16 protein-coding genes are annotated in these 19,590 nt (G+C 73.2%); 3 read left to right on the top strand and 13 right to left on the bottom strand.

All coding sequences use genetic code 11. The features are described 5' to 3' along the window. Positions 1 to 3: 3 nt before the first annotated feature. The gene (locus tag EMA09_RS28620; protein ID WP_206305918.1) at positions 4 to 1,368 is read right to left on the bottom strand and encodes a hypothetical protein; all 1,365 of its coding nucleotides are present in this window, start codon (positions 1,366 to 1,368) and stop codon (positions 4 to 6) included. Between the two features lie 115 nt (positions 1,369 to 1,483). On the opposite strand from EMA09_RS28620, the gene dusB reads away from it, so the two are divergent. Continuing rightward, entirely contained in the window at positions 1,484 to 2,623 is a 1,140-nt protein-coding gene (gene dusB, locus EMA09_RS07350; protein ID WP_206305917.1) for a tRNA dihydrouridine synthase DusB, read from the top strand. A 39-nt stretch (positions 2,624 to 2,662) separates the two neighbouring features. Here dusB and EMA09_RS07345 read toward each other — a convergent pair whose 3' ends face one another. Further along, entirely contained in the window at positions 2,663 to 3,997 is a 1,335-nt protein-coding gene (locus tag EMA09_RS07345) for a trehalase family glycosidase (RefSeq protein ID WP_240796283.1), read from the bottom strand. Positions 3,998 to 4,165: 168 nt separating this feature from the next. On the opposite strand from EMA09_RS07345, the gene EMA09_RS07340 reads away from it, so the two are divergent. Continuing rightward, positions 4,166 to 5,374: an ROK family transcriptional regulator gene (locus EMA09_RS07340; RefSeq protein ID WP_129840033.1), complete on the top strand. Its 1,209-nt coding sequence runs from the start codon at positions 4,166 to 4,168 to the stop codon at positions 5,372 to 5,374. A 311-nt stretch (positions 5,375 to 5,685) separates the two neighbouring features. Here the strand turns inward: EMA09_RS07340 and EMA09_RS07335 are convergent, their stop codons facing one another. From EMA09_RS07335 to EMA09_RS07285, 11 genes are all read right to left on the bottom strand, one after another. After that, entirely contained in the window at positions 5,686 to 7,236 is a 1,551-nt protein-coding gene (locus EMA09_RS07335; RefSeq protein WP_129840031.1) for a polyamine aminopropyltransferase, read from the bottom strand. Continuing rightward, positions 7,233 to 7,670, bottom strand: a complete 438-nt coding sequence (locus EMA09_RS07330) for a DUF350 domain-containing protein (protein ID WP_129840029.1) — start codon at positions 7,668 to 7,670, stop codon at positions 7,233 to 7,235. The genes EMA09_RS07335 and EMA09_RS07330 overlap by 4 nt, the downstream gene beginning before the upstream one ends. An 86-nt stretch (positions 7,671 to 7,756) precedes the next feature. Next, on the bottom strand, positions 7,757 to 8,173 hold the full coding sequence (locus tag EMA09_RS07325; protein ID WP_129840027.1) for a DUF4247 domain-containing protein: 417 nt from the start codon (positions 8,171 to 8,173) through the stop codon (positions 7,757 to 7,759). After that, a complete protein-coding gene (locus EMA09_RS07320) occupies positions 8,170 to 8,808 on the bottom strand; it encodes a DUF4178 domain-containing protein (RefSeq protein WP_206305916.1) in 639 nt (212 codons plus the stop codon). Before EMA09_RS07320 ends, EMA09_RS07325 begins: the two co-directional genes overlap by 4 nt. A gap of 116 nt (positions 8,809 to 8,924) precedes the next feature. After that, positions 8,925 to 9,992, bottom strand: coding sequence for a DUF4328 domain-containing protein (locus EMA09_RS28860; RefSeq protein ID WP_240796282.1), 1,068 nt, complete (start codon positions 9,990 to 9,992; stop codon positions 8,925 to 8,927). Between the two features lie 78 nt (positions 9,993 to 10,070). Continuing rightward, entirely contained in the window at positions 10,071 to 11,015 is a 945-nt protein-coding gene (locus EMA09_RS07310; protein ID WP_129840023.1) for an oxidoreductase, read from the bottom strand. 91 nt (positions 11,016 to 11,106) lie between these two features. Continuing rightward, the gene (locus tag EMA09_RS07305; RefSeq protein WP_129840021.1) at positions 11,107 to 13,458 is read right to left on the bottom strand and encodes a glycoside hydrolase family 3 N-terminal domain-containing protein; all 2,352 of its coding nucleotides are present in this window, start codon (positions 13,456 to 13,458) and stop codon (positions 11,107 to 11,109) included. Between the two features lie 61 nt (positions 13,459 to 13,519). Beyond that, on the bottom strand, positions 13,520 to 14,341 hold the full coding sequence (locus tag EMA09_RS07300) for a carbohydrate ABC transporter permease (protein WP_240796638.1): 822 nt from the start codon (positions 14,339 to 14,341) through the stop codon (positions 13,520 to 13,522). A 98-nt stretch (positions 14,342 to 14,439) separates the two neighbouring features. After that, entirely contained in the window at positions 14,440 to 15,342 is a 903-nt protein-coding gene (locus EMA09_RS07295) for a sugar ABC transporter permease (RefSeq protein ID WP_240796281.1), read from the bottom strand. A 12-nt stretch (positions 15,343 to 15,354) separates the two neighbouring features. Further along, positions 15,355 to 16,680, bottom strand: coding sequence for an extracellular solute-binding protein (locus EMA09_RS07290; protein ID WP_129840019.1), 1,326 nt, complete (start codon positions 16,678 to 16,680; stop codon positions 15,355 to 15,357). 324 nt (positions 16,681 to 17,004) lie between these two features. Then, the gene (locus tag EMA09_RS07285; RefSeq protein ID WP_129840017.1) at positions 17,005 to 18,021 is read right to left on the bottom strand and encodes a LacI family DNA-binding transcriptional regulator; all 1,017 of its coding nucleotides are present in this window, start codon (positions 18,019 to 18,021) and stop codon (positions 17,005 to 17,007) included. Between the two features lie 136 nt (positions 18,022 to 18,157). On the opposite strand from EMA09_RS07285, the gene EMA09_RS07280 reads away from it, so the two are divergent. After that, positions 18,158 to 19,585: an endo-1,4-beta-xylanase gene (locus EMA09_RS07280; protein ID WP_129840015.1), complete on the top strand. Its 1,428-nt coding sequence runs from the start codon at positions 18,158 to 18,160 to the stop codon at positions 19,583 to 19,585. Positions 19,586 to 19,590: the final 5 nt, after the last annotated feature.

Below are 19,590 nucleotides of genomic sequence, written 5' to 3'. Positions count from 1 at the left end.
GGATCAGGCCGGGTCGGCGGGGGCGGCCCGCAGGAGTGCCCATATCTCGCCGGTGAGCCGCTGCCAGTCCTCGCCGTAGGTGTGGATCGCGGCGTGGACGGCATCGAGCGCGGCGGCCAGCGGATTGTCCCGCGCGGCGGCGAACACCGCGGGCAGGGCCATGTGCGGCTGGGACACGGGCCCGTCGGGGACGGGCGTACCGGTGGTGACGACGACCGCCTCCGTCACGACGACCGGCTTCGGCGGAGCGGGCTCGTCCAGCCGCACCGTTCCGGCGAACGTCCACCCCGCCGCCCTGAGCTTCTCGCCCATCGGGTCGGACGGGGGCGCGGCATCCGCGGCCGGCCGGGAGACCGACTCCTCCGGGCGTTCCTCGATCCGCTGCGCCGGAGCGGCCGGCGGGGGCGGCGGGGGAACCGGCCTGCCCACCGCGCGGTCCGGCACCGCCGGATCGCTCCCCAGCCGCTGGAACGCCCGGCCCCAGTCGTCGAACGGCGGCGGCAGGGGCCGGTCCCCGTCCAGGGCGTCGAGGGCGGCGGCGATCCAGTCCACGCCGGTCAGCCCGGCCTCCGCGCAGGCCCGGTGGGCGGCCAGCCTCGCGACGGCACGCTGCCCTCCGGTACCGGCGGCGTCGAGGGCGTGCACCAGGGCGCTGTCGAATTCGAGGACGCCGAGGACGTTGCTGTTCTTCGCGCGGCGCAGGGTCTGGCTCGGCTCCCGGCCGCCCCACCGCTGCAGCTCGGCCCGCTGGAGCATCTCCTGGTGGCGGCGCAGGCCCTTGGCCGCGTGGCGCTCCTCCTCCTCACCGGCCGCACGCCCCACCGGCGCAGGCGGCGGTGGCGGCGGCAGCTCACGGGCCCAGGCGTGCCAGTAGGCCGCCTGCTCACTGGTCTCCTTCACGACGCGCTGCGGCGCGGGCGGGGCCGGCCAGAACTGGAGCAGGTAGAGCTCGGCCCGCGCATCCTCCGTGCCGGTGCCGGGTGTGCGGCTCAGGTCCATGCCGGAGGCGCAGTACCGGACACGGTGGTCCGTCTCGGCGAGCCCGAGACCGTGCGTGTTCCCGCCGCCCCACTCCGCCAGCACCGTACGGCTCCCGAGAGGACGGAAGGAGACCTCGACGATCTCCTCCCACTCCTCCCGCAGGCCGGCGAGCGGCGGCTCGGAATCGTGGACCTCGACGGTGAACCCGACCGTGCCGCAGTCCAGGCCGGTGAGGAGGAACAGGCCCCCGGGGGTCCCGGCGCCGCACAGACCCTGCTCCTGGCCCGCGAACGCGTCCTCCATGACGAGGCCCGACGACTCGAAGTCGCTCTCCACGTAGATCTGCCCGTAGTCGATGTAGACCTCGCCCGACAGCGGAGTCCTCATCCCGTCCCCCCTTTTTTCTCGAACCCGGCTGGTGTGAGGAACCCTACGGTCCGCCACTGACACCGGCCCGGGGACCGCCCGATCGGCCCCTCCGGGATGGGGGAGAATGGGACGCATGGCCGCACCCCTGTTGCAGATCGGAGCGCACTCCGTCGATCCGCCCGTCGTCCTCGCGCCGATGGCGGGGATCACCAACGCCCCGTTCCGGACGCTGTGCCGGGAGTTCGCCGGGGGCCGCGGGCTGTTCGTCAGCGAGATGATCACCTCGCGCGCCCTGGTCGAGCGGAACGACAAGACCATGCGGCTCATTCACTTCGACGACACCGAGAAGCCCAGGTCCATCCAGCTCTACGGCGTCGATCCCGAGACGGTGGGCCGCGCGGTCCGCATGATCGCCGACGAGGACCTCGCCGACCACATCGACCTGAACTTCGGCTGCCCCGTCCCCAAGGTCACCCGGCGCGGCGGCGGCTCGGCGCTGCCGTACAAGCGGCCCCTGCTGCGCGCCATCCTCCGCGCCGCCGTGGGCAACGCGGGTGCCCTCCCGGTCACGATGAAGATGCGCAAGGGCATCGACGACGATCACCTCACCCACCTCGACGCCGGGCGCATCGCGGTCGACGAGGGCGTCACGGCCATCGCCCTGCACGGCCGCACGGCCGCCCAGCACTACGGCGGCGAGGCCGACTGGTCCGCCATCGCCCGCCTCAAGGAGGCTGTGCCGGAGATCCCCGTCCTCGGCAACGGCGACATCTGGTCCGCCGCCGACGCGGTCCGCATGGTCCGCGAGACCGGCTGCGACGGCGTGGTCGTCGGGCGCGGCTGCCTGGGGCGGCCGTGGCTGTTCGCCGACCTCGTGGCGGCGTTCGACGGGCGCGGCGAGGAGGCGTACGCCCGGCCGTCGCTGCGCGAGGTCGCCGACGTCATGCTGCGGCACGCGCGGCTGCTGGGGGAGTGGCTGGAGGACGAGTCGCGCGGCGTGATCGACTTCCGCAAGCACGTCGCCTGGTACACCAAGGGCTTCTCCGTCGGCTCGGACCTCCGGCGCCGCCTGGCCGTCACCTCGTCCCTGGACGAGCTGGCCGAGCTGCTGGCCGGCCTGGACCTCGACCAGCCGTGGCCGCCCGGCGCGGACGGCCCCCGCGGCCGCACCTCGGGCAAGAACCGCGTCGCCCTCCCCGACGGCTGGCTCGACGACCCGCTGGACTGCGCCGTCCCGGGCGCGGCGGCCGAGGACGACACCTCCGGCGGCTGAGACCCCGGCGCGCCCGGCCCTTCCGGCGTCCGGGGGACGTCAGGCGGGGCGGGTCAGCAGGTCGAGGGTCAGGGCCGCGGTCCAGCTGAAGTCGCGGGTCCCGCGTGCCTCGCCCGTGACCGGGTCGACGTACTCCGCGTACCCGGACGACTCGGCCGCCCGCACCATCCGGGCGCGCAGCGCGTCGGCCGTGGCGGTCGCCCCGTGGCGGCGCAGGCCGCGTTCCAGGAGCCAGTTCACGTTGAACCAGGCGGGGCCGCGCCAGTAGCGCGCCGGGTCGAACGACGCCCCGCACAGGTCGTAGCTCGGGACCAGGTCCGTCACCGAGCCGAGGCCGAAGTGCCGCCCGCGCACGGTCGCCAGCAGCCGGCCGGCCACCTCCTCCGGCAGGCCCGGCAGGATCAGCGGCAGGAGCCCGGCGGCGCTGCGCTCGGGGACCGGCTCGTTGTGCAGGACGTCGTGCGCGAGGAAGAGGCCGGCGTCCTCGTTCCACAGGCGCTTGAGGAGGGCCGTCGTGAGCTGCTCGCCGCGCACCAGGTGGTCGGACGGGTCGGCCCCGACGGCGGCGGCGATGCCGGCGAGCGCGTGCTCGGACGCGGTGAGGAGGGCGTTCAGACCGGGGTCCTCGACGGCGAACAGGGCCGCGCCGGCGTCGTCCGCGTAGTCGTGGTCGCGGTAGGCGGCGGCCAGGCGCACGTAGCGGCCGTAGTCGAGGTCGGTGGGCCGGTCGGCGGGGCAGCCGTGGTCGAGGTCGGCGCGGTGGAACGAGCCGGCGGCGGCCGGTTCGACGCGGGCGAGCGGCGGGTCCCAGCACGGGCTGTTGTCCATGCCGGACTCCCACGGGTGCACGATGGCGGCGAGGCCGCGCCCGCCGAGGTCGCGCCGCTCCGTGAGGTACCGCTGCCAGGCGACCAGCCGCGGGTAGATCCCGCGGAGGAACCCGCGCCGCTCGGACGCCGCCGGGTCCGCCTCGTGCACCAGCAGCGCGGCGAGCGCGTGCACCGGCGGCTGGACGATGCCGGACGTCTCGGCGCCGGCCGGGGCGCCCGCCGCCGCGCCGGCCGTGGAGGACCGCCAGAAGTCGGGGCTCGGGAAGTAGGCGCCGAGGGGCACGGCCGGATTGAACACGATGTGGGGGACGCGGCCGTCGGCCCACTGGGCGGCGAACAGCGTCTCCAGCTCGCGCTGGGCGCGGACGGGCGAGAGGTGCCGCAGTCCGATCGCGATGAAGGCCGAGTCCCAGCTCCACTGGTGCGGGTACAGCGCGCGGGAGGGGACCGTGGAGGACCCGGTCCAGTTGCCGGTGAGGACGCGGCGGGCGCCGTCGTATGCGATCGGGGTCGGCGGAAGGGGTGGGTGATCAGCGCATTCCACGTGTGCTCCGAGTGGACGTCGGCTTCGCCGCACGCACCCGGGCGGCGTCCTTTGTTTTGTCGAAGATACCGCCAGGTTACGTATGTTCAACACGCAAAACTACCCCTGTACTATCGGCGGCACAAGCTGAAGGAGGCGTGAAATCCGGCACAGGGAAGGCGAGTCGGCATGAACCAGGCGAGCGCGGGACACCTCCTCTCCCTGATCAGGAGCGGGCAGGCCACCACCCGGGGCGAGCTCCAGCGCGTCACGGGACTCTCGCGTTCCACCGTGGGCCACCGCCTCGATCAGCTCTTCACCGCCGGCTGGGTGCGGGAGACGGCGTCGGAGCCCGTGGAGTCGTCGTCGGGCGGCCGGCCGCCGGTCCGCCTCGAGTTCGACGCCTCCCACGCCGTGGTGCTCGCCGCCGACCTGGAGACCCGGCACGCGCGCGCCGCCGTCCTCGACCTCGACGGCACGGTGCTGGCCGAGCACACCGGGTCGCTCCTCATCAACCAGGGACCCGACCAGGCGCTCGACCGCCTGGCGCAGTGGTTCGCGCTGCTGCTGGAGAAGACGGGCCCCGGCGCGGGCGCGGTGTGCGGGATCGGCCTCTCGGTCCCCGGCCCCGTGGACGCGCCCAGCGCGCTCGTCGTGCAGCCGCCGATGATGCCCGGCTGGGACCGCTATCCGATCCGGGACGGCATGCGCCGGGCGTACGCCGCCCATGTGGGGGGTCCCGGCGCGGCCGGGGTGCCCGTCCTCGTGGAGAACGACGCGAACCTCATGGCGTACGCCGAGCAGCGCGCCGGCTTCTCCGACTGCCCGGCGTTCCTGCTCGTGAAGGTCTCCACCGGCATAGGGGCCGGCGTCGTCGTGAACGGCGAGATGTACCGGGGCTTCGACGGCGCCGCCGGTGACATAGGGCACGTCCGGCTGAGCGAGCACCCGCACGCGCTGTGCCGCTGCGGTTCGTACGGCTGCCTGGCGGCCGTCGCGAGCGGGCGCGCGCTGGCCGAGCAGCTCACGGCGGCGGGTGTGCCCACGGCGTCGGGGTCGGGGGTGCGGGATCAGCTCTCGATCGGGCAGCCCGACGCGGTACGGCTCGCGCGCGAGGCCGGACGGCTCGTCGGCGGCGTGCTCGCGACCGTCGTCACCCTGCTGAACCCGGGCGTCCTCATGATCGCCGGGGATCTGACGGGACCGCCGTTCCTGACCGGAGTGCGGGAGCTGCTGTACCAGCGGGCGATGCCGCGCACCACCGCGTATCTGCAGGTCGTGACGTCGCGGCTGGGGGATCACGCCGGGGTGCGGGGGGCGGCCGCGATGGTGGTGGAGTCGCTGTACGCGCCGGACCGCGCGGACGCGCGCCTCGCGACGGCGGTCCGCGCCGCCTGACGCGCCGGCGCGCTCCCGTGAGGCGCGCAACAAAATGAGGGGCCGGAAGCTCAGATGAGCGTCGGGCGGGGTAGTCTCCCGTGCGAGAGGGCACCGTTGACCTCCCCGCCGCCCGGCCGTGGCGGCAGCGGCGGCGCTCCCCGCCGGTTGTGCGACCGGCGCGGGCGCCGCCGTCGGGCCGCCGGGACTCCCCCCACCCACCCTCACCGAGGGGGGTCCCGGCGGCCTGGGGGCACGAGAGGGGCGGCACCTTTGTGCGGAAGGAGCCGCCCCTCACTTCCCGGCCGTGCGGCCGGCCGGTCCCGCCGCCGTCAGTCGAACTGCCACTCGTCGCGCGCGTACTCCAGCACCGCCGGGTCCATCAGCGTGCTCGCCCGCACGTCGTCCGCCTGCCGCCGGTCCACGGGGAAGACGGTCGCCGCGGCGAGCACCGAGTCGTCGAGGAACCGCATCGGCGGCGCGTCGGGCGCGAGTTGCAGCTCGGGCGCCGTGTCGCCGTACTCCGCGAGCACGAAGCCCCAGTTCCCGAAGCTCGGCACGTCCACCTGGTACGGCAGGTCCGCGAACCCGGCCTCCCGCAGCGACGCGTTCACCGACCAGTAGGTCCTCGGCGCGAAGAACGGCGACCCCGCCTGGACGACGACCCGCGCGTCCGGCGCGAGGACGTTCGCCAGCATCGCGTACATCTCCACCGAGTACAGCTTCGCCGTCGCCGTGTCCTCCGGGTCGGGGAAGTCCACGATCACCGCGTCGTAGGGGCCGGCCGCGTTCCGCAGCCAGGTGAACGCGTCCTCGTTGCGCACCGTCACCCGGGGGTCGGACATGGCGTCGTCGTTGAGATCCCGCAACGGGCCGTAGGTGGCGGCCAGATCCGTCATCGCCGGGTCGAGCTCGACCAGCGTCACGTCCTCGACGTCCGGATAGCGCAGCACCTCGCGCAGCGCCAGGCCGTCCCCGCCGCCCAGGATCAGGACGTGCGCGCGGGACCAGGCCAGCGCCGGGTGCACCAGCGCCTCGTGGTAGCGGTACTCGTCGATCGAGGAGAACTGGAGGTCGCCGTTCAGGAAGAGCCGCAGATCGGTCCGCGACGTGAAGCCGACCGACTCGGTGAGGACGATCTCCTGGTACGGCGTGCGCTCCGCGTGCACGATCGGGTCGCGGTAGAGCTTCTGCCGGGCCGTCACCTCGATGTCGTCGGCCAGCACGTAGGCCGCCGTCAGCACGGCGAGGACCGCCGCGAGCCCGGCCGCGAGCGCGCCCTGCACCAGCCGCCGCAGCCGCCCCCTGAACACCCACAGCACGGACACGACGCCGGCCACCGCGTTCACCACGCCGACGACCAGCACGCCCTTGAGCTGCCCGAACGTCGGCAGCAGCAGGAGCGGGAAGCACAGCCCGCCGACGAGCGCGCCCAGGTAGTCCACCGCGAAGACGTCGGCGACCGCGCCGCCCGCCTCCTGCTTGCGGATGCGCTGCAGCATCGTCATCAGCAGCGGGATCTCGGCGCCGATCAGGAGGCCGACGACGAACGCGACGACCGTCATCGTCGGCGTGTAGATGCCGGCCCACGCGAAGATCACGTACAGGACGAGGACCGACAGCCCGCCGACGAGCGCGAGCAGGCCCTCCACGACGGCGAACGCGCCGACCGCGCGCCGCTGGAGCGGCTTAGCGGCGAGGGAGCCGATGCCCATCGCGAAGACCATGATGGCCAGCACGACGGACGTCTGGGTGATGGTGTTGCCGATCAGGTAGCCGCCGAGGGCCACCAGCGCCAGTTCGTAGACCAGGCCGCACGCCGCGCACACGAACACGGTCAGCAGCAGGAGGAACCGGGCCAGCCGGGGCCGCAGCGACGTCACGAGAGCGCCGCGCCGACCATCAGCGCGGTGCCGACGTACATCACGCCCTGGACCCACGCCACGGGGTGCGCCCGCCCGTCCCGGTCCTCCAGCACGGCGGCGCCCATCCGGCCCGGCGTGATGAAGCCGACGATCGCGAACACGACCGTCATCACGAGGACGCCGGCGAGCCCGTACACGGCGGTGCTGACGAGGCCGTAGTCGAGGCCCTCCTCGGACTCGGAGGCCAGGATGGCCTGCTGCACGACGATGCCGACGCCCAGCATCTGCCCGGCGAGCACGATCGCCGCGCCCTTGTTGCGCTCGCCCCACACGATCTTCGCGAGGTTGCCCGGCGTCACCAGGTCGAGCGCGACGAACGCGACGGCCATGACCACGATGCCGACGCCGCCGTACGCGAGCGTCTCACCGGCCGATTCGAATATGTCCCCCATAGCCCTGTCCCTCCGTGCCTTCCCTGGCTGCGTGCCCTGTCTGCCTGCATGTCATCGCGTACCGGCGTACCGGCCCCGGTCGTGCGCTACTTGCCCGAGCCGGGGCCGCCGCCCCGGAAGTCGCCGCCGCTGCTGCTCTGCGACGACGGCCAGTGGCTGACGTAGCTGCTGTAGTGGCTGCGGCCGGTCGCGTAGTCCTCGATGGCGATGACGCTGCCGCCGCCCGTGCGCGGACTGATGATCACGATGTCGTCGTCGTAGCGCAGGAACACCATGGAGTCGCCCGTCTCGCGGTCCATCGCGCCGCGTTCGCCCTCGATCTCGTCGGCGACGCGGTCCGGGGCGTCCTCGGTGTCCTGCCAACTGGCGGACGTCGAGGCGGGCCGGTAGTGGTCGGCTATCCAACTGCGCGGGACGTCGGGGTCGTCCGCGCCGCAGGCGGTGAGCAGCAGGGCGGCCGTGGCCGCCGTCGCGGCGGCGCCCGCGCGGGCGCGGGCGGTCACGCGGCACCGCCCGGGTAGATCGTGAGGGTGCCGGCCGGGACGCGCTCGCCGAGGGACGACTCCCAGTCGCCCGGCTCGCCGCCGGCCCCGGGGAACCGTTCGAAGGACAGGGAACGGCCGTTCGGACCCTCGTAGTCGGCGTACTCCACGCGGCCTGTCGCGCCGAGGCCCGTCGTGCCCTCGGTACGGAAGGCAGCCGTGCCGTGCTCGGTGCGGCGGTACGTGACGCCGTCGACCGTCAGGGTCGGGGCGCTCGGGACGAGGCCGTCGTCGGGGCGGCCGGTCCAGAGGGTGACCTCCAGGTCCGGGTCCTCCTCGACGGACAGCCAGCGGCGGCGGCCGTCACTGCCGTCGGCGCCGCTCATGGCGTCCACGAAGTGCTCGGACCAGGTGTAGCCGCCCTCCTTCAGCCGCAGCGAGCCCCGGACGAAGAGCTGTTCGCCGAGGTACTCGACCAGGTCGCCGGCCTTCAGCGTGCGGGGGTCGCCGCCGGTGTCACGGCCGGGCGCGAACGGGTCGGCCGGGGCCGGCGGTGGCGGCGTACGGCGCGCGGAGGCGCGGCGTGCCGCCCGTACGGCGACGACGATCGCCGCCGCGAGCGCGACGATTCCGACGATGGCGAGCGCGAGCCCCATGGACATCCCCCCTGTGACCGATCGGGTCCGCGCGGCACGGCCCGCACGGCTTCCTCCGAACGGCGGACACTATCGCACACGCGAGCGCGCGGCGGTCCGGGAGGGGCAACGATCCGTCAACGGTAGGGCATGGGCTGGACGGGGCCGATCCCTCCCTGCGGACCGTACGGCTGGGGCCCCTGCGGGCCGGGACCCTGCGTGAACTTGACGTACTGACGGAGCGTGAGCTGCCGGACGTACCGGATGGCGAGGACGGAGGCGACGATGCCGCTGATCCCGTTGAGGACGGAGACGTAGGACAGGAACTCCGTGCTGTCCAGCTCGTCCCAGTCGATGTACTCGTCGTCGTCACCGGCGGCGAACGGCGCGAAGCTGGTGAGCGCCGTGCACAGCCACAGCGTCCACCACGAGGTGACGGGACCGAGCCGCGGGTCGCCGCCCCAGGGGGTGCTGGAGCGCCAGATGTCGTTCGCGATCTGCTTGGGGAACCACAGGCAGACGACGGGGACGAACCACGAGCCGATGGCCCAGCCGCGCCCGAGCCGCTGCCCCACCGGGTCGAACACCTCGGCGTTCACCCGGCAGCGGTGGAACCAGACGATGAACACGATGCCGATGGCCAGCAGGCCGAGCCCCTGGAACGCCGCCGTGCCCTGCCAGAAGTCGAGGGCGTCGTCGGCCTCCGCCCAGTCGATCGTGGCCCAGCCGCCGTAGTCCTGCAGGTCGTTGACGACGTTGACCATCCGGATGCCGCCGATGATGCCGAGGCCCCAGATCGCGATGGCAATGCCGAGGAGCACGGACAGCGCCGTCGAGAGGCCCTGCGCGCCGGAGAAGTGGGCCGGGGGGCCGGTCACCACGTACGGCACGGGGTACGCGGCACCGGGCGGCGGCACGGGGCCGCCGGGCTGCGCCGGGTAGCCGTAGGGGGCGGGCGCGCCCTGCTGCGGAGGGACGTACGTGCCGCCGCCGGTGGTGCCGGCCCAGCCGTACGCGGGCGGGGACTGCGGCGGCCGCGGCGGCTGGGGCGGGGGCTGCGGGGCCTGGAGCGGGGGCGGTACGGGGACGCCGTTGCCGAGGGTGGCCGCGCCCGCCACGTCAGGGGACGTCCGGGCGCACACCGAGCACTTCCCGTCCGGTCCGGCGGCCGGCCGCTGCCGGCAGGTGACGCACTGCGCACTCATCTGACCCCCCGAGGTGACGACTTGTGACAAGACCCGCCGGACAGACCCTAGCAGCGGGCATGCACCCGCGCGGCCCCCTCAGGAAGCCGCCCCCGTGAAGTCGTAATGGACGCGCGTCAGCCGCTCGGAGACCTCCCACAGCCGCGCGGACATGGCGTCGTCCCGCGTCCAGGGCGCGCGCCACGCCCGCCCGCCGCCGGGCCGGCCGGGCGTGCGGGGACCCGCGTACGCGTCGGGCGGGAGCCCGGACGCGGTCGCCGCGTACAGCAGGGGGACGGCACCGGCCTCGGGGCGGGCGGCGAACAGGCCGTTGAGCACGCGCATGCCGCGCTCCCGCACGGCGCTGCCGGCGAGCCGCGGCCCCTTCGTCTGCAGCTCGGTCGCCGCCCAGCCGGGGTGCGCCGCCACCGCCACCAGACCGGAACCGGCGGCGCGGCGGGCCAGTTCATGGGTGAACAGGAGGTTCGCCGACTTGGAGCGCGCGTAGGCGACCCAGCGGTTGTGGCGGCGCCCGACGCCGGTGCCGGGATCCTCGCCGGGAGCCGGGCGGGACAGATCGACGTTGGCCATGAGGTGGAGGAAGCTGGAGACCGTCACCACGCGCGGGGACGGCGCGGCCAGCAGCGCAGGCAACAGCAGCCCGGTCAGGGCGAAATGGCCCAGATGGTTCACGCCGAAGTGGGTCTCGAAGCCGTCGCTCGTGCGCCCGTGGGGGACCGCCATGAGGCCCGCGTTGTTGATCAGGAGGTCGAGCCGCTCGCCGCGCCACTGGGCCGCGAACGCCCGCACCGACGACAGCTCGGCGAGGTCGAGGAGCCGCAGTTCGAGGCGGGCCTCGGGCACTTCGTCGCGCAGCCGGTCCAGCGCGGCCTGGCCCCGCTCGCGGTCGCGGCACGCGAGGACCGTGTGCGCGCCGCGGCGGGCCAGCTCGCGGGCGGTGACATGGCCGAGGCCGCTGTTCGCGCCGGTCACCACGACGGAGCGGCCCTTCAGATCGGGGATGTCACGTACCGTCCAGCCCATGCCCCACAGCGTAGTCGCTGCCGCCGACAGCGCGTCCCGGACGGGACCGGCGCGGGCGCGGGGCCGCCGCCCCGCGCCCGCGCCGCCCTTTTCACGCCGCCGCGGCCTCCCCGGTGCGGCGGACGGTCACCTCCGGGCGCAGCCTGCGGTCCTCGCCGACGGTCCGCGCGGGGCCGGTCAGCGTCAGCGGCACGGTGTGCCGGACATCGCCCACGGCGGCGGCGAACCGCAGCTCCACCGCGCCCGGGTCGACGACGCGCTCGCCCGGCGCCAGGGTGTACGCGGTCAGGTCGGCGTGGAAGCCGAACGTCACCTCGGCCGACTCGCCCGCCGCGAGCGGCACCCGCGCGTACCCGATGAGCCGGTCGACGGGCCGCGCCGTCCTGGCCACCGGGTCGTGCAGGTAGAGCTGCACGACCTCGGTGCCCGCGCGGTCACCGGTGTTGGTGACGGTGACCGTGACGTCGGCCCCGCCGTCCGTCGGCACGTCCGGGTGGCCGCCGTCCGCGCCGTGCCACGCGAAGGTCGTGTACGACAGGCCGTGCCCGAACGGGAAGAGCGGCGTCGGGTCGAGGTTGCTCGCGCCGCCGTGCTGACCGAGCGGGGGAGCGAGGTACGGCGCGGGCTGGCCGCCCGGGTGCCGGGGCACGCCGATGGGCAGGCGGCCCGACGGGTTGACGCGGCCGGCGAGCACGCCGGCGACGGCCGGGCCGCCCTCCTCGCCGGGGAAGAACGCCTGCACGCAGGCCGCCAGCCGGCCGGCCCAGCGGCCCAGCGCGTACGGCCTGCCGGTCAGCAGCACCAGGACGACGGGCACGCCGGTCGCGAGGGCGGCGTCGATCAGCTCGCCCTGTCCGTCCGGCAGTTCGAGGTCGAGCGCGTCGCAGCCCTCGCCCGAGGTGCCGCGTCCGAACAGGCCCGACCTGTCTCCCGCGACGACCACGCAGACGTCCGCGCCCGCGGCGTCGGCCGGCCCGGCGACGTGCTCGACGGCGGCTCCGGGCAGCTCCTCCCGCAGCGCTTCGAGCAGCGTCGGGATCTCCACGCCGAGGGGCAGCTCGGGATGCTGCACGCCGACGTGGCGCGGGAAGGTGTAGCAGCCGAGCATGGGCGCGACGGCGTCGGCGAGCGGCCCGACGACGGCGATCCGCCCGTCGGCGGCGAGGGGGAGGGCGCCGTCGCGGTTGGCCAGCAGCACGACCGACTCCTCGGCCATCCGCCGGGCGAGGGCGCGCATGTGCGGCGGGTCCAGGTCGATCGTCGTGTCGCCGTCGGCGAGCGCGGCGGGCGTCGGGTCCCAGTCGGTGTCGAGGAGGCCGAGTTCGGCCTTCTGGGTCAGGACGCGCAGGACGGAGCGGTCCACCAGCTCCTCCGGCACCTCGCCCGAGCGCACGGCCTTGAGGAGCGGTTCGCCGTAGCAGCGCTGCGCGGGCAGTTCGACGTCGATGCCGGCGGCGAGCGCGGCCCCCGCGGCCTCGGCGGGGGAGCCGGCGACGCCGTGCGTCAGCTCCAGGAACGACACGCTGAAGTAGTCGGAGACGACGGTGCCGGTGAAGCCCCACCGGTCGCGCAGCAGGCCGGTCAGCAGCGACGGGTCGGCGGACGCGGGCATGCCGTCGAGGTCGTGGTAGGCGGCCATGACGGACCGGGCGCCGCCCTCGCGCAGCGCCATCTCGAACGGCGGCAGCACGATGTCCGCCATCTCGCGCGGGCCGATCGGGACGGGCGCGTGGTTGCGGGCGCCGCGCGACGCGGCGTGGCCGGCGAAGTGCTTGAGGGTGGCGACGACGCCGGCGGACTCCAGGCCCCTGACGTACCCGGTGCCGATGGTGGCGACGAGGTAGGGGTCCTCGCCGATGGACTCCTCGGTACGGCCCCAGCGCGGGTCGCGGATCACGTCGAGGACGGGGGAGAGGCCCTGGTGGACGCCGACGCGCCGCATCGAGACGCCGATGAGCCGGGCCGCCTCCTCCACCAGGCCGGGGTCGAACGACGCGCCCCACGCCAGCGGCGTCGGGAAGACGGTGGCCCGCCAGGCGGTGAACCCGGTCAGGCACTCCTCGTGGACGACGGCGGGGATGCCGAAGCGGCTGAGCGCGACGATGCGGCGCTGGTCGTCGGCGAGCTGCCGCGCGCGTACGTCCGGTTCGACGGGGGCGGTGCCGAACGGGCGGGTGAACTGGCCGAGTCCGTTGACCGTGACGGTGTCGGGGTGCGGCGTTGAGGCGTTGATCACGTCCTGCATGGGCGCGACGTTGGCGTCGGCGGCACCTTCGGTGTCGCCGGGACTCTCGCCGTCGGAGCCCTCGTCGCCGCCGGCGTCGGAGCCGGGCCAGACGGCGACGAGCTGGGCGAGTTTCTCCTCCAGGGTGAGCCGGGCCAGGAGGTCCGCCGCGCGGTCGCGCGCCGGAAGGGTGGCGTCCTGCCAGGGGTGGTGCTGCATGAGACTCCTTGTCTGCACTGCTCGTGGTTGCGCCGCCCGCGGCGGCGGCGCTGTCACCCGGTCACTTGCCGCCGACGCCCATCAGGCCGCTGATGAGCTGTCTGCGCGCGAACAGGTACGCGGTGAAGATCGGCACGATGGACAGGACCACGGCCGCGAGCAGCGAGGGGACGTCCACGCGGAACTCGCCGACGAAGTCGTACAGACCGAGGGTGAGCACCCGGGTCTCCGGCGACTGGGTGAGGATCAGCGGGAAGAGGAAGCCGTTCCAGGCGTTCAGGGCCGAGAAGATCGCGGCCGTCGAGATGCCGGCGCGGGACACCGGCACGACGAGTTGGAGCAGCATCCGGGTGGGGCTCGCGCCGTCCAGGGCCATCGACTCGTACATCTCCTCGTCGATGTCGCGCATGGTGCCGACGAGGATCAGGACGCTCACCGGCAGGGAGAACGCGGCGGTGGGGAGGATGATGGCGAGCAGCGTGTCGTAGAGCTGCATCTGGGTGATGATCCAGTAGACGGGGATGATCACCGCCTGGGCCGGGATGGCGAGCCCGATCAGGAAGAGCTGGAAGGTGCGCTGCGACAGCCGGGACCGGTTGCGGACGATGACGTAGCTGACGGTGGCGGCCAGCACGACGACGATCAGGGCGCAGGAGACGGTCACGATCAGCGTGTTGAGGAGGTAGCGGGGGAAGTCGCCCTCCAGCACGTTGCGGTAGCTGTCGAAGGTGGGGTCGGTCGGTGGGTGGAGCGGCCCGTTGTCGAGGTACTCGGCGCGGGTCTGGAGCGTCGAGGAGACCATCGAGTACAGGGGTACGACGACGATGACCAGCCAGATGAACGCGCCGAGGAACCCGAGGTAGTTGAGGCGGGTCCAGCGGATGCGGCGACGGCCCGTGGCGCGTACGCGCGGGGTGCGGTCGTGCTGCGGTCCGGTCGTGCGTGCCGGTTCGGTGCCGGCGAGAGCGGTGTCGGTCTGGGTCACAACCCCTCCCGTGTGCTGCGCATCCTGCTGAAGCCGGTCAGGCGCACCAGGAGCAGTGAGGTCGCGGTGGCGACGACGACCAGGGCGGTGGCGACGGCGCTGGCGTAGCCGAGGTCGAACGTCTGGAACCCGGTCTCGTACATGAGGTACGGCACGATCGCCGTCGAGTCGCCGGGGCCGCCGCGCGTGAGGATGAGCACGGTGTCGAAGTAGGTGAGGGCGCCGACCACCATCAGCACGGTCGAGGTGACGATGGTGTTGCGGAGCTGGGGCAGCGTGATGCTGAAGAACTGCCGTACGGTGCCCGCGCCGTCGATGGAGGCGGCGTCGTAGAGCGATCTGGGGATCTGCCGGGCGCCGCCCTGGTAGATCAGCATGTGGAGCGGCACGAACTGCCAGCCGGTGACGAACAGGATCGCGGCGAACGCGCCCCGGTCGGTGCCGAGCAGGTCGGCGCTGTCGAGGTCGAACCACTCGGCGATGTCGGCGGCGAGCCCGAGGTTCGGGTCGAACAGGGTCCGCCACAGCAGCGCGAGCGCCACGGAGGAGGCGAGGAGCGGCAGGAAGAAGATGGCCGACATGACGGCGCGGTGCCGCTGGCGGCCGGCCGCCCACACGCCGAGGAGCAGCGTGATGGGGGTCTGGAAGACCCAGGTCAGGACGGTGAGGACGAGGCTCAGCCAGATGGCGTTGCCCATCCCGTCGTCCTCGAACATGCGCGACCAGTTGTCGAATCCGGTCCACTGCGGGTCGCTGAGGCCGTCCCAGTCGGTGAACGACAGGTAGACGACCATGACGAGCGGGACGAGCGCGAAGAACGCGAAGAACAGCACGCCGGGGATCGCCCAGGCAAGGCCCGGGCGACCCGCGCGCGGCGTGACGGAGGGTGTCTCCTTCACAGGGAAAACCGCCTAGAGTTCCTGCATGGCCGCGACGAAGCCCTCGGGGTCGAGGTCGCCGCTGAAGAGCTTCTCGATGTTGTCGAGCATCGGGATGGCGATGCCGGAGACGAGGGCCTGGTCCCAGGAGAGCGTGAAGCTCGGCGCGTTCATCACCATGTCGTACTGGAACTGGGCGAACTCGGGGGCGGGGGCGTCGTCGAGCAGCTCGGCCGCGTCGGTGGTGGTGGGGATGTCGCCGTTGTCCACGAGGGATCCGACGTACTCGTCGTCGGCGCCCATCCGCAGGAACTCGAGGGCGGCGTCGAGCCGTTCGCCGGTCACGTCGGAGTTGATCGACCAGTAGTTGGTCGGGTTGCCGACGACGGACGCGGGGTCGCCCTGGCCGTCGGGCATGGCGGGGAACGCCGTCCAGGCGAGGTCGTTGGTGGCGAAGTCGGGCTGGTTCGTGAGCTGGTTGGAGAACTCCCAGCTCCCCATCAGGTGCATGGCGGCGCCGCCCTGCGCGAAGAACGTCGAGACGCCGTCGTTGGTCTGGCTGACGGAGCGGAAGTCGTTGCCGAACGCGCCGCCCTCGACGAGTGCCTGCGCCTCCTCGACCGCCTGCAGGACGGCCGGGTCGCCCCAGCGGGATGAGTCGCCGTTGCGGATGGCGTCGAAGATCTCCGAGCCGCCGATCCGGTCGAGCAGGTACTCCAGCCACATCAGCTCGGTCCACGAGTCGGCGCCGCCGAGGGCGATCGGGGTGACGTCCTGCTCCTGGAACGTGTCGATCGCGGTCTGGAAGGCGTCCCAGTCGGACGGCGGTTCGAGCCCGGCGTCGGCGAACATCGTCTTGTTGTAGAAGAGGATGACCGGCTGCACGCCGCGCATCGGGATGCCGTAGTAGTGGCCGTCCACCGCGCCCGCGTCGAGGATCGACGGGATGAAGGACTCCTTCAGCTCGGTGTCCTCGGCGAGGGTGTCGGTGAGGTCGACCAGCATGTCCTCGTCGACGAAGTCGCTGATGCTGCCGCCGCCCCAGTTGAAGAAGATGTCGGGCGCGTTGGCGCCGCCCATGGCGGTGCGCATGCGCTCCTGGTAGTTCTCGCCGGGGATCTGGACGAGCTCGATGTCGATGTCCGAGGTCTCGTTGAACCGCTCGACGAGTTCCTCCTGCAGGACGGTCGAGCCGTCCTGGTAGACCCAGACCTCGAGCGTGTCCCCGTCGCCGCCGGGGCCGCCGCTGCCGCACGCGGCGAGACCGGACGCCGCGAGCGCGCACACGGCGGCGGTCGTGAGGGAGGTCCGTATCCGACGGGCCGGCCCTCTGGACCGCCGGGAAATGAGGCTTTGCATCGTCGCACACCTTCCGGAAACTCGCCGATAATTATCGGCCCAATGGCGTTGCAAGTTACGGGGGTGCGGCGGGCGCGTCAACGGTCCGGATGACAACAAGACGGTTACGCCCGCGCCCGGCGGACGGCGCGGACGGCCGCGCGCGGCGCCCGTGGTGGCCGGTTTCCGCCCGTGCCGGCGCCGGCGCCTTCCGGAAGCCGGCCGCCGGACGGATTCCGGGCATGCCGAAGGGCGCGCCGACCCCTGGGCGGGCGCGCGGGAGGCGGTGGCGTGACGTGTCCCCGCCCGGCCGGGCCGCCGGCGTCCCCCCGGCGGCCCGGCGGGTCAGCCGGCGGCCGGCGGCGCCGTGGAGGCGCGGACGATCAGCTCCGTCGCCAGTTCGAGGCGCGGCGTGTCCAGTTCCTCGCCGCGCGCCTGCCGCAGCACGGTGCGCGCGGCCATCTTGCCCATGTCGGCGAGCGGCTGGCGCACGGTCGTCAGCGGCGGCGCCGACCAGCGCATCTCCGGCAGGTCGTCGAACCCGACGACGCTCACGTCCTGCGGCACCCGCAGCCCGTGCTGCCGCAGCGCCTCCATCGCCCCCATGGCCATCTGGTCACTGGAGGCGAACACGGCCGTGGGCGGCTCGTCGAGTCCGAGCAGCTTCCGGCAGCCGTGGAAGCCGGACTCGTGGTAGAAGTCGCCCGGCACGACGAGCCGTTCGTCCACCGCGACGCCCGCCGACTCCAGCGCGGCCCGGTAGCCGTCCAGGCGCGCCCGGCTGCACAGCAGCCGCTTCGGCCCCTCGATGAACCCGATCCGCCGGTGCCCGAGCCCGAGCAGGTGCTCGGTCGCGGCGAGCCCGCCCGCCCAGTTGGTCGCCCCCACGGTCGGCGCGTGCAGGTCCTGCGCGCCCGCCGGGTCCACCACGACCAGCGGCACGCCGAGGCGGTGCAGCTCCTTGTGCAGCAGCGGTTCGAGGACGGAGGTCACCATGATCACGCCGTCCGACGCGCGCGCCCGCAGGTTCGTCATCCACTGCCGCGCCGCGCCCGCCCGGTCGTGGATCGCGGAGACGACCGTGCCGACGCCCGCGTCGTGCGCCACCTCCTCGACGCCCCGGATGATCTCCACGGCCCACGGGCTGTCGAGGTCGTTGAAGACCAGGTCGAGAAGCGCCGCGCGGTCGCCGGGCGCGTGCGCGCGGCGCCGGTAGCCGTACTGCCGCAGCAGGTCCTCGACCTTCGCGCGGGTCTCGGGGGCCACGTCGGAGCGGCCGTTGACCACGCGCGAGACGGTCGGCACGGAGACGCCGGCCTCCCGTGCGATGGCGGTGATGGTCACCTTGCGTTCCCCACTCATGTGGACCTCAACTTTCACACCCGAACACCCGGAAGTTTTTCAACATTATTCCGGAAGGGTTGACGGCCCCCGAGGGCGACCGTAGAACGGTGCCGTCAGCCTGCGGGGGCATGACAATTCCGAGAGGGGTACGGACATGAGTCCCCTGGTGCGCAGAGCCGCGGTCGTGTTCGCGGCCGGAGCGGCGTTGCTCTCCGGTTTCGCGGTGCACGGCGGCGCGCAGGCCCAGGAACGAGCGGCGGACGCGTCGGCGTCCGTCGCCGCCGAGGCGGCCACGCTCCGCGAGGCGGCGGCGGCCCACGGCAAGTTCGTCGGTACGGCGGTGGCCGACGGCCGGCTGGGCAACAGCACGTACACCGGCATCGCCGGGAGCCAGTTCAGCAGTGTGACGGCCGAGAACGTCATGAAGTGGGAGTCGATCGAGCCGTCGCGCGGTTCCTTCAGCTTCGCCGCGGGCGACCGTCTCGTGGACTTCGCCCAGTCCCACGACCAGCAGGTCTGGGGGCACACCCTGGTGTGGCACAGCCAGCTCCCCGACTGGGTGCGGAACGGTGGATTCAGCCCGGCGGTGCTGACCCAGGTCATGAACAACCACATCACCACCGTCATGGACCACTACGAGGGCGACGTCGCCTACTGGGACGTGGTCAACGAGGCGTTCAACGAGGACGGCTCGCTGCGGTCCTCCGTCTTCTCCGACACGCTGGGCCAGGGCTTCATCGCCGAGGCGTTCAGGACGGCCCGCGCGGCCGACCCGAACGCCAAGCTCTGCATCAACGACTACAACACGGAGGGCCTCGGCGCGAAGAGCAACGGCCTGTACAACCTGGTGTCCTCGCTCCTCTCGCAGGGCGTGCCGATCGACTGCGTCGGTTTCCAGTCGCACTTCATCCTCGACTCGATCCCGTCCAGCCTCCAGGCGAACATGCAGCGCTTCGCCGACCTCGGCCTCGAACTGGTCATCACCGAGCTGGACATCCGGATCACCCTCCCGGCCGACAGCTCCGAACTGCAGCGGCAGGGCCAGCAGTTCGCGAGCGTGACCAACACCTGCCTCGCCCTCGACGCCTGCAAGGGCGTGACGGTGTGGGGCTTCGGCGACGCGGACTCCTGGGTGCCCGGCGTCTTCGACGGACAGGGCGCGGCCTGCCTGTACGACAACAACTACCAGGCCAAGCCCGCCTTCGACGCGATGCTGACGGCCCTCGGCGGCACCCCGGGCGGCGGCGACCCCGACCCCGATCCCGGCGATCCGCCGGGCGACTGCCGGGCCACCTACACGGTCACGAACCGCTGGAACGCCGGCTCCGTCGTGCAGGTCAGCATCGTCACGGACTCGGCCCTGAGCGGCTGGAGCGTGACCTTCAGCCTGCCGTCGGGCCGGATCACCAGCGGCTGGAACGCCGCCTACGCCCAGTCCGGGACGTCGGTCACCGCGACGAACGTCTCGTACAACGGGTCGGTCGGCGCCGGCGGCACGCTGAGCTTCGGCTTCCAGACCGACAGCGGCGCGCAGTACGCCACCCCGACCGTCAGCCTGAACGGTGAGGCCTGCTCCGCCTGACCCCT

The sequence above is a fragment of the Streptomyces sp. RFCAC02 genome, from assembly GCF_004193175.1.
In the GTDB taxonomy this organism is placed as follows: domain Bacteria; phylum Actinomycetota; class Actinomycetes; order Streptomycetales; family Streptomycetaceae; genus Streptomyces.
This window is presented reverse-complemented; position numbering and strand designations above follow the sequence as displayed.

Excerpts from the sequence above, each read along its gene's own strand:
- EMA09_RS28620 (WP_206305918.1), bottom strand. The coding sequence starts at position 1,368 with ATGAGGACTCCGCTGTCGGGCGAGGTCTACATCGACTACGGGCAGATC.
- dusB (WP_206305917.1), top strand. The coding sequence starts at position 1,484 with ATGGCCGCACCCCTGTTGCAGATCGGAGCGCACTCCGTCGATCCGCCC.
- EMA09_RS07340 (WP_129840033.1), top strand. The coding sequence starts at position 4,166 with ATGAACCAGGCGAGCGCGGGACACCTCCTCTCCCTGATCAGGAGCGGG.
- EMA09_RS07330 (WP_129840029.1), bottom strand. The coding sequence starts at position 7,670 with ATGGGGGACATATTCGAATCGGCCGGTGAGACGCTCGCGTACGGCGGC.
- EMA09_RS07320 (WP_206305916.1), bottom strand. The coding sequence starts at position 8,808 with ATGGGGCTCGCGCTCGCCATCGTCGGAATCGTCGCGCTCGCGGCGGCG.
- EMA09_RS28860 (WP_240796282.1), bottom strand. The coding sequence starts at position 9,992 with ATGAGTGCGCAGTGCGTCACCTGCCGGCAGCGGCCGGCCGCCGGACCG.
- EMA09_RS07310 (WP_129840023.1), bottom strand. The coding sequence starts at position 11,015 with ATGGGCTGGACGGTACGTGACATCCCCGATCTGAAGGGCCGCTCCGTC.
- EMA09_RS07305 (WP_129840021.1), bottom strand. The coding sequence starts at position 13,458 with ATGCAGCACCACCCCTGGCAGGACGCCACCCTTCCGGCGCGCGACCGC.
- EMA09_RS07290 (WP_129840019.1), bottom strand. The coding sequence starts at position 16,680 with ATGCAAAGCCTCATTTCCCGGCGGTCCAGAGGGCCGGCCCGTCGGATA.
- EMA09_RS07285 (WP_129840017.1), bottom strand. The coding sequence starts at position 18,021 with ATGAGTGGGGAACGCAAGGTGACCATCACCGCCATCGCACGGGAGGCC.
- EMA09_RS07280 (WP_129840015.1), top strand. The coding sequence starts at position 18,158 with ATGAGTCCCCTGGTGCGCAGAGCCGCGGTCGTGTTCGCGGCCGGAGCG.